The following is an 11700-nucleotide window of genomic DNA, read 5'->3' as shown; positions in this document are numbered from 1 at the left end:
AACCAGAATCGCTCATCACTAATTGGGTGTGTGCGTGAAGATAGGACTCACCATTAAGGAAGTGCTCACGGAAGGTGAAGTCGCCTGTGGTGTCGTCACGATCGAAGATCAGAACACCTCGACCTCTCACTCCCAAGTATAGGTATTTCCCCTCCGAATCCGATTGGATAGAACCATTCCTATCACTACCCCTATAAGCCACACCGGGTTCCATCTCGGCACCGCTTTCAAGCTCGGCAAGAGGAACTGTTTTTTGAAGTTCCACCTCTCCTGAACCTACAGAGAATTGGTAAATTGCATGCAAGTCTGGATTCTGGAAATAGGTGGGTTCTAAAACCCCGAAAAGGTATAGATTGTCACCAATAAATTCGAGGTCAATGGAAAAGAAAGAGCCGGCGTCTGTATTTGCGCGAGTCTGATCCAGCCAAGTCAGCTTGCCTGTTTCGATGTCTCTCAAATACAAAATAATGTGGGAGCCGGCAGCGATTGCCAAATATCTACCATCTCGGCTTATGGCAATCGGCCCGTCACCTTCAAGCACGTCATGCGCTTCAACTCTGGCCATCGCCTGGTCGTCAAACTGATTAAAGGATGGGTCATAGGCGTTACTGAATTCATACTGGTTACTGTATCCATCCCCATCAAAATCACTTGCAGCGTCGTCGATCGCTGGATCCAGTCCATTGGCCAGCTCGAAGGAATCAGGCATGCCATCGCCATCAGAGTCAGAGTCCAGCACATCTGCCTCTCCATCATTGTCCGTGTCGAGGCAAAACTCTGGATCATTTGGGAAAGCATCAATGAAATCAGCGCAATTATCGGCGTCACTGTCAATTTGAGTGCGCACTTGCTGGGCATTGAAGCCGAACATCGGCCAAGGTCCATCTTCTGTTCCCGCGACAGTCGACTCAGGCAAAATGCCAGAAACAAGCGCTCCTTCTGTAGTGACAAGAGACGCGAAACCGTCCGAGTTAATCGAAATCGAGGAGTAGAAGCCACTATCAAATTGCTGCTGGCTCTTTATAACTAACTGATCTGCAGAGTCTGATAGTAAAAAGAGGGAACCAGATATTGTTGCAATAACAATATCGCCGGCAGGAGTGATCGCGGGCGATGAATAAACTGACTCGCCCAAATCAAGGGAATACTGCTGGCCACCGCTCTGATCCAATGAGAAAACAACACCGTTTTCGTGACTAACAACATAGACCTTGCCGCTCTCATTCAAAACCGGCGATGAAGCGACTTTTTCACCAACATCAGCTTGCCATCTGAGATTCCCATTTCGGTCTACGGACCGAACGAGTCCGCCGTATGTACCGAAATAAATATTGCCCTGTCGATCAAAGGCAGGAGACGAGACGCTTTCACCTGCTGAATGCTGAAAAACTACATCACCCGAAACCCGACCAATGCGGTATAGGGAACCTTTCCTCGTTCCAACATAGATGTCACCCCGAGGACCGACAACAGGAGACCCACCAATTTCAGAATCAACCGAAACACGCCATATAATCTCACCAGACTCACTGCTGACAGCTGACAATATCCCAGCTCGACTACCAACATAAATCGTACCGGTGGCACTCAATGCTGGTGACGAATAAACCGGATACCCAGTGTCTACGACCCAACGCTGGCTTCGCGTAGATGCATCTAGTGAGAACAACGAACCATCGGTAGACGCAACGATAATTTCTCCTTGCGCTCCAGCAACCGGCGTAGCAGCTATCTGGGCTCCTGACGGGAAAGTCCACGTTTGTAGATCAGGAGAAATTCCATACAAATTGCCATCAGCGCTACCAACGTATCGCTCACCATCAGTACCAAAGGCAACAGATGAACCAATATTCTGGCCAACCTTTAGTTCCTGAACCAGCGTGTTTGCTGAAGTGGCAGAGGCGAGGAAAAGAAAAACTGCAAAGAAGGTGATGGGTATGGAGGCGGTAAAGTCCTTGACTTCAGTCAACATCCTTGTGAGCAAACAAAAAGCCAATTTAAGCCTCCACTGCTAAGCAAAATTCAAATACACCGTCAGCCCTCCAGCAAAACGGCAACTTACAATACGTTACACTTTCATTATCTTAGGCGCCTGCTCCGACAGCATTGTTGGGAGACATGTCACAAAAGACGGGCAAAGCAAAGCCTGCCAGACGGATTATTTCAAACTACCTAAGACAAGGAGATCGGAAGAGAATCAAACGTCAGAGGAAGGTTCGCAAATAAAAATCTGTGAAACTGAGGCCCCGGCTAATGCCCGTAAATATTCAAATCCGCACTAACCTGAACATCAGTCCAATAAACGTCACCGATGGAAGCTCCACCGGCAAACGTAATGTTGGTAGTATCCAGGTCACCGGACAGATCCGTCAGGTTGACCCTCAGGCCTCCATTCGGCGCAGATGACGCGCCCACATCGGCCTGAACATGAGCGAACGAGACGACCTCACCCGCTGTATTGGTGTACTTCAGGACGTCTTCCCCGCGCTCGTTGTGCATCCGCAGGTTCATGCCCACTTCCTGCCAGTCCAGAAGCAGAGGAATGTAAAGGTCAGTCTGGAGTGAGCCGTCCAGGCTAAAGTAGGAGTTGATATTCAGGTTGTTTGAGTCGGCATCGACCACGATATCGGTGGGCCCGAGGTTACCAGTGAGCAGGACGTTATCCATGATGATCTGGTTACTCGGATTACCCGCACCGCCCTGCCCGGGCAAAAGGCTGCTTGAGCCCAGGGTCACACGATCGATCTGCAAACCAAAATCAACGAGCTCTGACTGGTCTGCTGCGCCCAGGCCAATGACCAGATCACCGTCTGTAATCGGGACAGCCTGTTCGCCGTGATCGCCCTGATTGTCGGCAGAGGCGCTCCATTCAGTCGAATCGAATTTAGCCAGCCCCCAGGGCGATGCCAGATCGGCACCGCTCGTTCCAGCGACATCAATGGTAATTCTGAGATTGTCCAGAGCGGACCCACCCGTGACGGTCTGACCCAACGCTGACTGCACAGGTGCTGCACCGCCCAGGCTGATACCGTTAATGAACAGGTAGCCCTGGTCTTGGTAGGCAACTTCGGAGATATCGACATTGGCGGAAAGATCAATCGTGACACCAGCCTGTCCAACCGTGGCTCTCATGGACGAATCACTGAGCGGAGTGAATTCGGCGGCAGCCGAAAACGGAACCAGCAAAGCGATTATTGAAGCGTTTTTTACGTTAGTCAGGCGGTTCATAGCCGGGAGGTCCCTGTCCTTGCTTGCCATCACCGACTTCTCGTTTAGCACCTGGTGAGCGGGGCAGTATTATTGTTTTACAAAGGTTTACTTTTTGTAACCCAAACCATCATATAGTCCTGAGATGGCAGTGCAGTGAACCAGTTCACGACTATTACCGATCACCGAGGGTTAGATACCCCACGACTTCGGCATTTTGTCGATCCATTCTTTCACGCCTTCACCTGCTCCTTTGCGAATGACTCGTGCCCGCACCAGTGAGGTTGGCGCATCCGGATCTATCACTGTGATGGGCACTGACATGTCGACTTCGTAAGCCAGGCTGGCTGCGGGGTATACCTGCAAAGAGGTGCCGATGATCAGCAGTTGATCAGCCGTTTTGACCGCCTCGGCGGCGACATCCAGCATTGGTACCTCTTCACCGAACCAGACAACGTGTGGACGAAGCTGGGAACCCTGGTCGCAGGTGTCGCCGGGATGGATGTCCTTATAACCAATGTCATAGATCAGATCTGAATGAACGGAACTCCGAGCTTTGGTCAGCTCGCCATGAAGGTGAATCACATTTGAAGAACCGCCCCTTTCATGGAGGTCGTCCACGTTCTGGGTGATCACCGTCACCTGATACTCTTTTTCAAGCTCCGCCAGCAATTGATGGCCGAGATTCGGGAGTGCATTTTCCAGTTGGCGCCTGCGCTCGTTGTAGAAGCGCAGAACCATTTCCTGATTTCGTTCGAAGGCCTCCGGCGTGGCGACGTCGTACACGCTGTATTCTTCCCACAATCCTCCGTTGTCACGAAAGGTGGACAAGCCGCTTTCGGCGCTCATACCGGCGCCAGTCAGCACAACAATGTGGTCTCTCATGGTTTACCTTATCTTTGTTAGAACCAGCGAGGCTCGGGTTTCTTTCTTTTCTGGATCAGGATGCCATACCGCTGAAGGATAGCAATGAGGGTTTCGGTATCGTCCATATTCAGGAAGGAACCAATGGGAATTTCTTCATTGCGGAACTGCAGGTGCAGTTTTGGAGGTGTGAAGGGGTGGCGAGGTTCGTCTTGCCAGACGCGGCTGAACTGGCGGGGAATTTCCCACTCAGCTTCCTTGCGCTTCATACCTTTTTCCAGGCGTATGGTATCTGGCCCCAGCAGCAGAACCTCTTGGCGCTGGCATTGACGTGCGGTGTAATAAAAGCCTGCGGCCAAGGCCGCCAGCTCAAGCCCTGCGAAGGGCAAAATCACCCAGGCGCCGATCAGCGTGAAACCAGCGACAATGACAGTTGTCAGCCCCAGAAGAGCCAGCCAGATCCGCACATTGCCGGCCCAACTCATCGACCGGTTTGGCGTTAGCAGATAGCGATGACCGTCGTCAGACGGCAGCTGTTCAACCATGGCAGATACCCTGCTGCCCGCACTGCCGGAGGTCGGTCGGGTATCAGTCGAAAATCTTGCCGGGGTTCATCACCCCTTTCGGATCAAAGACCTGCTTGATACCCCTCAGATATGCGATTTCCGCGGCACTGCGGGTGTATTCCAGATAGGGCTTCTTGGTCATGCCCACGCCGTGCTCCGCAGACACACTGCCGTTGTAGCGCTGCACAATCTCGAACACCCATTTATTCACCTGCTGACATTTCTCAAAGAAATCCTCTTTTGCCATGTCTTCCGGCTTGAGGATGTTCAGATGCAGGTTGCCATCCCCGATGTGACCAAACCAGATGATCTCAAAGTCCGGATAGTGCTCAGTCACCACCTCGTCAATTTCACGAAGGAAGCCAGGCACTTTCGACACCACAACGGAGATATCGTTTTTATACGGGGTACGCGGCGCAATGGACTCGGAAATCCGCTCACGCAATTGCCACAGATTTTGAGCCTGAGTCTCGCTCTGGCTGATCACGCCGTCCAGAACCCAGCCATTCTCGACACATTGCTCGAACAGGGCCATGGCGTCGTCCATGACCTGATCGGAAACGGACTCGAACTCCAGAAGGGCATAGTATGGCGCTTCGGTTTCAAACGGTGCCTGTACCTGACCATGAGCCAGAACGTGTCCCATCGCCTGGTGAGAAAAGAATTCGTAAGCCGTCAGATCAATCTTCTTCTGGAAGGTCTGCAACACGTCCATGGTGTTGGTCAGGTCCCCCAGACCAAGCACAAGGACGGTTAGATTATCCGGCTGACGGGACAGCTTCATGGTCGCTTCAGTGATAAAACCCAACGTGCCCTCGGCGCCGATAAACAGATGGCGCAGATCATAGCCCGTGTTGTTCTTTTCCAGATCCTTGTTCAGCTCGAGCACGTCGCCCTTGCCGGTGACGACTTTCAAACCGGCAACCCAGTCACGGCTCATGCCATAGCGAATCACTTTGATGCCACCTGCGTTGGTCGACAGGTTTCCGCCCAATTGGCTGGAACCCGCTGACGCGAAATCGACCGGGTAGTAAAGATCGTTTTCTTCCGCGAAAGTTTGCAGTTGCTCTGTCACCACGCCCGCCTGACAGTGCACCGTCCGGTCACTGGCACTGAAATCCAGAATCTGGTTCATATTGTCGAACGCCACGACCACTTCGCCGTTCGCCGCCACTGCGCCGGCGCTCAACCCCGTACGGCCACCGGAAGGCACCAGCGCCACCTGGTTTTCATTGGCAAATTTAACCAGTGCCTGCACCTGTTCTGTGGTTTTCGGCAACACGATGGCCGTTGGCTTGGGCGGATAGATTTTCGTCCAGTCCTTGCCGTAATTGTCGAGATCAGCCGGGTCTGTCAGCACTTTGCCCGGGGCAGAGCCCTCTTCCATCAAGGATTTCAGGTTGGCGATGATCTGTTCAGCATTCATGGAAATTCAGTCTCAAAAAGGGTTGATCAGGACGCGCTGTAAAATTCGCAGGCTATGGTATCATACCGCCCCTGTTCTGTGAGCCTGCCCTCTACCAGCGCCGCTCACGGGTCATTTTTTGGTGACGAAAGGTTCGGAATCTACCCCATGTCAAACACGTCTCTTGAGAAGAGCAAAATCCGCATCCTGCTGTTGGAAGGCGTTCATCAGTCCGCCATCGATACGCTGAACGCGGCTGGTTACACAAACATCGAATACCTGACTCATTCACTGGCCGAAGACGAGCTGATCGAGAAGATCGCCGATGCCCATTTTGTTGGCATCCGCTCGCGCACCCAGCTAACCGAAAAAGTATTCGACGCGGCCCAGAAACTGGTTGCGGTTGGCTGCTTCTGCATTGGCACCAATCAGGTGGATCTGAAAGCAGCTACCCGTCGCGGCATTGCGGTATTCAACGCGCCTTTCTCAAATACGCGCAGTGTGGCGGAACTGGTTCTGGCCCAAGCGATCCTGTTGCTACGAGGCGTGCCCGAGAAGAACGCCAAGGCCCATCGCGGCGAATGGCTGAAGTCCGCCAAAGACAGCTTCGAAATTCGTGGCAAGAAACTGGGCATCATCGGCTACGGCAACATCGGTACCCAGTTCAGCGTTCTGGCCGAAGGTCTGGGCATGGACGTCTATTTCTACGATGTGGTTTCAAAACTGTCGATCGGCAACGCCACTCAGGTGGGCACACTGCAAGAGTTGCTCAATACCTGTGACGTCATCAGCCTGCATGTCCCCGAAACGCCGTCCACCCGATACATGTTCGGTGCCGAGCAGTTCTCCCAGATGAAGCCGGGCGCGATTCTGATGAACGCCTCCCGCGGAACCGTTGTGGACATCGAAGCACTGGCAGAAACCCTGAAAAGCGGCAAACTGCTGGGCGCCGCCATTGACGTTTTCCCGGTTGAACCAAAATCCAACGATGAAGAGTTTATCTCGCCGTTGCGTGAGTTCGATAACGTCATACTGACCCCACACGTTGGCGGTTCGACCATCGAAGCTCAGGAAAACATCGGGCGCGAAGTGGCTGAAAAGCTGGCCATGTACAGCGATAACGGCACCTCCGTGTCGTCCGTGAACTTCCCGGAAGTGGCCCTGCCGTCACACCCGAATCAGCATCGCCTGTTGCACATCCACGAGAACGTGCCAGGCGTCATGTCTGAAATGAACCAGGTATTCTCCGAAAACGGCATCAACGTTTGCGGCCAATACCTTCAGACCAAAGAAGACATCGGCTACGTGGTTGTTGACGTAGACAAGGAATATGGAGAGCTCGCCCTGAAGAAACTGCTTCAGGTGAAAGGCACCATCCGGTGCCGCGTTCTCTTTTAAAAGGAGACAATGATGTCGTTAAAGGATAGGTTGCAGAGAAAGCTCGAAACCCAGACAGATTACTGGTCAAAGCAGATCGATCGACTGAAAGCGGACGCTCACGAGAAAATCGCCAAGGCGAAAGATGAGCATGCTGAGCGTCAGATCCGAAAGGACTTCGACAAGGAAATCAAAAAACTGGAAGGCCGTATCGACGAGGCAAAGAATAAGATTGCCGAAATTCGGGAGTCTGGCGAAGAGCACCTCAACAAGCTCAAGAGCCGCATTGACGACTGGCTTTCCTGATCTGCCCTTAACGTCAGCCTGATCTCACAAAAAAGCCCGGCAAACTGCCGGGCTTTTTTCATTTCAAGCTATCATAACCGTGAGTTACTGCTGATTCGGCACCAGCGTCAGCTCCACTCGGCGGTTCTGCTCGCGGCCTTCGGCCGTATCGTTAGACGCGACGGGATAACGCGGTCCGTATCCAACCGCTCTGGTGCGGGCAGGCGCAATGCCCTGGTTCAGCAGGAAATCTCTAACGGATCCTGCACGACGCTCACTCAGCAACTGATTGTAGTCACGTGAACCGGTGCTGTCGGTGTGGCCTTCGATCTGAATGGTGGTCTTGTCGAACTCTTTCAGTACCAGTGCCACTGATTCCAGAGTATTGCTAAAGTTAGGCTTGATGGTGGACTTGTCCACATCAAAGGTGATGTTGCCCGGCATAACCAGTTCGATCTGGTCACCGTTGCGCACCACACGTACTCCGGAACCTTCCAGCTTGCGCCGTAGTTCAGCTTCCTGCTTGTCCATGTAGTAGCCAATGCCACCACCGATTGCCGCGCCCGATGCCGCGCCAATCAGCGCACCCTTACCACGGTCGCTTTTGCTTGAAGTCGCTGCGCCTACGGCTGCGCCGCCGATAGCACCGATGACACTGCCCACAGTGGCGTTAGAAGTCTTTTCTTCCCCGGTGTAGGGGTCGTAGGTCATACAGCCACTCAGAGTCAGAGTGGCAAAGGCAAATGCAAGTACAGTCTTCTTCACAGCATTCTCCCGATCATGGGTTAGAGTGATGGTTTAGCTAGCAGGCTTCTGACAGAGACCTGCTTGATTCCTTTTCAAACGTATCAACGATGGTATTAAACACCGCCGACTGTAAATCTTTGGCCTCATTCACTAAATGATGACGACCATCCGGTATCAGAAGTTCCTCGACGGAGGAAAACTTATTCCGGATTATTCTAAGGTTGTGTTGCCAGTCTACTGTTCGATCTTTTTCTCCCTGAACCACGGTTACCGGGAACTCGATCGGCCTTGCCGATTCAATGTGCGGCACCCATTGGCGCAATGCTGAAACCCAATCGACATGCACGGCCCTGGCCTGCAAAGGATCGTGATCTTTCAGAAATTCCAGAAACCGCGAGTCGCTGCTATTGGCTGCAAATGCACGACGCCAGCGAGACACAAACGGTTTCACCACACTGTGCAGCAGCTTTGCACCCAGCCAGCCTGCCGGACGAACCAACGGTGCCAGCAGCACAACCCTTCGAAAATCCGAAGTTTCCCGGTTGTGATGGTTGGAGAGCAAATAGTCAATCAGAATTGCCCCACCAGTGCTTTGCCCCACCGCGTACCAGGGCCCCCGCACCTTGTCTCTCACTTGTTCCATCACATCTGTCAGCACCGCCTGGTACTCCAGAAAGCTGCCAATGGCCGCAGGTGTTCCACTTGAAAGCCCATGGCCGGGCTGATCATAAGCCAGAACATCAAAGCCTTCGCCCAGGCACCGTTCAATCAGTTGGCTGTAAAGACCGACATGGTCAAAGTATCCGTGAAAAATGAACACCGTGCCTTTGTTGCCCTGAGGACTACCCTCTGGAAGTCGAAAATAGTGCACCATTACCTGGTGTTTCTCGGCGGAAATGTAACCCTGATGGTACTCCACGTCCGGATACTCCACCCAGAGATCCAGGCCATAAAACCGGCAGTAAGCCACCAGGTCTTCATCCAGCTCCTGAGTACTGGCCGGGTCGAAATCGGCCACTTTCTCCAACAGGGACGCTCTGTCCCAATTCGGTATTTCTATGGTATCTGTTTTCCAGTACACGTAGAGTAAAACGCCTGTCGAAAGAGAGTAAAAATACGGTAAAGACCCGTAGCACGATCAGGCGATAAGGTTAGCACACCACAACCCGAACGAACGGATAATCTGATGAATCAAGCCGCCCTTGAGTTCTCCCTGCGCCAAACCATGCGATGGGTCGTCAGCCCGATGCTGAATACCTCAATCCCGGTCAAGGTTCAGCGCCAGCTAATCAGCAAAGCCTACCTCACATCAATACCCCCGAAAGCTTGTCAGTTCCAGGACATTCAGGCTGAAGGGATGGCCATCACCCGAGTCAGTTGCTCTGAGGAGCCCCGAGGAATCGTATTGTACCTGCATGGTGGCGGTTACATTGTGGGCTCTCCCACCACTCATCGTGGGCTGACGGGCCATTTGGCGCGAGCCAGCAATACGATGGTGATCGTGCCCGACTACCGGCTGGCGCCAGAGCATCCGTTTCCGGCCGCCCTCGAGGACGCCGAGAATCTCTATCGCGCATTGCTGGACGAAGGACACCCACCCAGCGCCATCTCAGTAGCCGGGGATTCGGCCGGGGCCGGTCTGGCCCTCGCGATGGCCATTCGACTGAGGGACAAGGGCATTCCCTTGCCGGCTTCTTTGTCGCTGCTGTCACCGTGGACAGACCTGTCCAACGATCAGCTGTACTCTCCGGAAAAAGAGCCATTACTCAACAAGCCCTGGATCGACCGGGCGGCGCGCCTTTACTGCGGCCCTGAAAGCCGCTCGAATCCTCTGATATCGCCCGTACATGGAGATCTGTCAGGGCTGCCGCCCATGCTGATTCAAGTGGGCAGTGAAGAAATACTGCTGAACGACTCCATGCGCTTCGCGAACCGCGCAATGGACGCGGGTTGCGATGTAAGGCTCGATATTTACAACGGCCTATGGCATGTGTTCCAGGTGCACGCGGGCCAGCTGGATCGGGCGACCGAGGCTTTGAAGGATGTCGCAGAGTTCATTCAACGCCATCAGACAATTGAGGAAGAGGACGCTCTCCCCTGATCAAGGCTTCCTTGTCTGCGCGGGGCCATTGCTTAATGGCCCATTCCAGCCGCGATGCCACCGCACGATTCATGGCCGGAGCCTGAAATTCCAGGGTCAAAGGCCCCTTCCCTCGAAGACTCCGGGCGCCTTTTGGCGCCCCAGCCTGGTGTTCCGCGAATCGTCGCTCAACGTCCGTGGTGATACCGGTATACAGAGCACCACTGGCCGTCCTTATCAGATAGACATACCAACAGCTCACTGCTGAGCCGCCTCCATTTTCTGTTTGGCCTTGAGCTGTTGAACCCACAACCCGGCCACGATCAACACCAGGCCCACGTAGGTCGAAGGCAAAATGATCTCGCCGAGAATAAAGTAGATAAACACCAACGACAGGAACGGAGAAATAAAGATCAGGTTGCTGACCCTGGACGTGTTCTCGGCTTTTTTCATGGCGAACGACCAGAGCACGAAGGCAATGCCCATTTCGAACACGCCCACGTAAACCGCCGCTCCCAAACTCAGATTAAGGCTGAAATCGAAACCATCGGTTAAGCCGCAAGCTACCGCTATAAACGGCAGACCACAAAGGAAATTCAGGAACAGACCCACAATCGGGTCCCGCTCATCACGGGTGGCGATAATCCAGTAAGACGCCCAGACCACCGTGCTGCCGATGGCATAGGCAACACCCAGTGGATCAGAAAACGTCAGCGACAGCACATCGCCCCGTGTCGCAATGACCACCACACCGCTATAGCAGATCAGCCCGGCTACAATGTCAGCTGCACGCAAACGCTGCCCCAGAAACGGCACAGACATGTATGCCAACACCAGAGCCCAGGTGTAGTTCAACGGCTGAGCTTCCTGCGCAGGCAGGCGATCAAAGGCGCCGAACAGCAGAAAGTAATACAGGCAAGGGTTGATCAATCCCATTCCGACCGACTGCACGTACTGGTATCTGGACAGGGAAAACACCAGATGCCAACGCCCAAGGATCACCAGAATCAACCCCATCACCACAACCGATGCGGTACAGGCGATCAACAGCATCTGCACCGGTGACAGGCCATTAAGCGACAGTTTGAAGGCTGTCGCCACGGTAGACCACAACAGGACGGTGCCGAGACCAAAAAGCATGGCCTGTTTCTGATTTGCCAAAACGTTTA

Annotated in this window: 12 protein-coding genes; 3 read left to right on the top strand and 9 right to left on the bottom strand. The window is 53.4% G+C overall.

What is annotated here, in order from left to right; genetic code table 11:
- The 5 genes from QLQ17_RS06200 to QLQ17_RS06180 all read right to left on the bottom strand — a co-directional run.
- On the bottom strand, positions 1-1996 hold a 1996-nt coding region (locus QLQ17_RS06200), incomplete at its 3' end, for an outer membrane protein assembly factor BamB family protein (RefSeq protein WP_283208674.1).
- A gap of 254 nt (positions 1997-2250) precedes the next feature.
- Entirely contained in the window at positions 2251-3228 is a 978-nt protein-coding gene (locus tag QLQ17_RS06195) for a DUF6160 family protein (protein ID WP_283208673.1), read from the bottom strand.
- A 171-nt stretch (positions 3229-3399) separates the two neighbouring features.
- Entirely contained in the window at positions 3400-4092 is a 693-nt protein-coding gene (locus QLQ17_RS06190) for an SIR2 family NAD-dependent protein deacylase (protein WP_283208672.1), read from the bottom strand.
- Positions 4093-4109: 17 nt separating this feature from the next.
- Entirely contained in the window at positions 4110-4616 is a 507-nt protein-coding gene (locus tag QLQ17_RS06185) for a DUF2244 domain-containing protein (RefSeq protein ID WP_283208671.1), read from the bottom strand.
- Between the two features lie 43 nt (positions 4617-4659).
- Positions 4660-6063 carry a D-2-hydroxyglutarate dehydrogenase gene (locus QLQ17_RS06180; RefSeq protein WP_283208670.1) on the bottom strand — a complete coding sequence of 468 codons (1404 nt, stop codon included), beginning with the start codon at positions 6061-6063 and terminating at the stop codon, positions 4660-4662.
- A gap of 147 nt (positions 6064-6210) precedes the next feature.
- Between QLQ17_RS06180 and serA the strand changes: the two genes are divergently transcribed.
- Both serA and QLQ17_RS06170 read left to right on the top strand, forming a co-directional pair.
- The gene (gene serA / locus QLQ17_RS06175; protein ID WP_283208669.1) at positions 6211-7440 is read left to right on the top strand and encodes a phosphoglycerate dehydrogenase; all 1230 of its coding nucleotides are present in this window, start codon (positions 6211-6213) and stop codon (positions 7438-7440) included.
- Positions 7441-7452: 12 nt separating this feature from the next.
- A complete protein-coding gene (locus tag QLQ17_RS06170; RefSeq protein ID WP_283208668.1) occupies positions 7453-7725 on the top strand; it encodes a hypothetical protein in 273 nt (90 codons plus the stop codon).
- Between the two features lie 84 nt (positions 7726-7809).
- Here the strand turns inward: QLQ17_RS06170 and QLQ17_RS06165 are convergent, their stop codons facing one another.
- On the bottom strand, positions 7810-8469 hold the full coding sequence (locus QLQ17_RS06165; protein ID WP_283208667.1) for a YiaD family glycine zipper/OmpA-like lipoprotein: 660 nt from the start codon (positions 8467-8469) through the stop codon (positions 7810-7812).
- A gap of 37 nt (positions 8470-8506) precedes the next feature.
- Complete coding sequence (locus QLQ17_RS06160; RefSeq protein ID WP_283208666.1) at positions 8507-9532, bottom strand: alpha/beta hydrolase; 1026 nt, start codon at positions 9530-9532, stop codon at positions 8507-8509.
- A gap of 105 nt (positions 9533-9637) precedes the next feature.
- Between QLQ17_RS06160 and QLQ17_RS06155 the strand changes: the two genes are divergently transcribed.
- Complete coding sequence (locus tag QLQ17_RS06155; RefSeq protein WP_283208665.1) at positions 9638-10552, top strand: alpha/beta hydrolase; 915 nt, start codon at positions 9638-9640, stop codon at positions 10550-10552.
- On the opposite strand, the gene QLQ17_RS06150 is transcribed toward QLQ17_RS06155, so the two are convergent.
- Both QLQ17_RS06150 and QLQ17_RS06145 read right to left on the bottom strand, forming a co-directional pair.
- Positions 10506-10793, bottom strand: a complete 288-nt coding sequence (locus QLQ17_RS06150; RefSeq protein WP_283208664.1) for a GIY-YIG nuclease family protein — start codon at positions 10791-10793, stop codon at positions 10506-10508. The genes QLQ17_RS06155 and QLQ17_RS06150 overlap by 47 nt on opposite strands.
- Positions 10790-11692 (bottom strand): DMT family transporter, encoded by a 903-nt coding sequence (locus tag QLQ17_RS06145; protein WP_283208663.1) that lies wholly within the window; start codon positions 11690-11692, stop codon positions 10790-10792. The genes QLQ17_RS06150 and QLQ17_RS06145 overlap by 4 nt, the downstream gene beginning before the upstream one ends.
- Positions 11693-11700: the final 8 nt, after the last annotated feature.

This window comes from Marinobacter sp. CHS3-4, assembly GCF_030053415.1.
Taxonomy (GTDB): Bacteria; Pseudomonadota; Gammaproteobacteria; order Pseudomonadales; family Oleiphilaceae; genus Marinobacter.
Note: the sequence above shows the minus strand (reverse complement) of the source record. Positions and strands in the feature narration are given on the sequence as shown.

Excerpts from the sequence above, each read along its gene's own strand:
- QLQ17_RS06195 (WP_283208673.1), bottom strand. The coding sequence starts at position 3,228 with ATGAACCGCCTGACTAACGTAAAAAACGCTTCAATAATCGCTTTGCTG.
- QLQ17_RS06190 (WP_283208672.1), bottom strand. The coding sequence starts at position 4,092 with ATGAGAGACCACATTGTTGTGCTGACTGGCGCCGGTATGAGCGCCGAA.
- QLQ17_RS06185 (WP_283208671.1), bottom strand. The coding sequence starts at position 4,616 with ATGGTTGAACAGCTGCCGTCTGACGACGGTCATCGCTATCTGCTAACG.
- QLQ17_RS06180 (WP_283208670.1), bottom strand. The coding sequence starts at position 6,063 with ATGAATGCTGAACAGATCATCGCCAACCTGAAATCCTTGATGGAAGAG.
- serA (WP_283208669.1), top strand. The coding sequence starts at position 6,211 with ATGTCAAACACGTCTCTTGAGAAGAGCAAAATCCGCATCCTGCTGTTG.
- QLQ17_RS06170 (WP_283208668.1), top strand. The coding sequence starts at position 7,453 with ATGTCGTTAAAGGATAGGTTGCAGAGAAAGCTCGAAACCCAGACAGAT.
- QLQ17_RS06155 (WP_283208665.1), top strand. The coding sequence starts at position 9,638 with ATGAATCAAGCCGCCCTTGAGTTCTCCCTGCGCCAAACCATGCGATGG.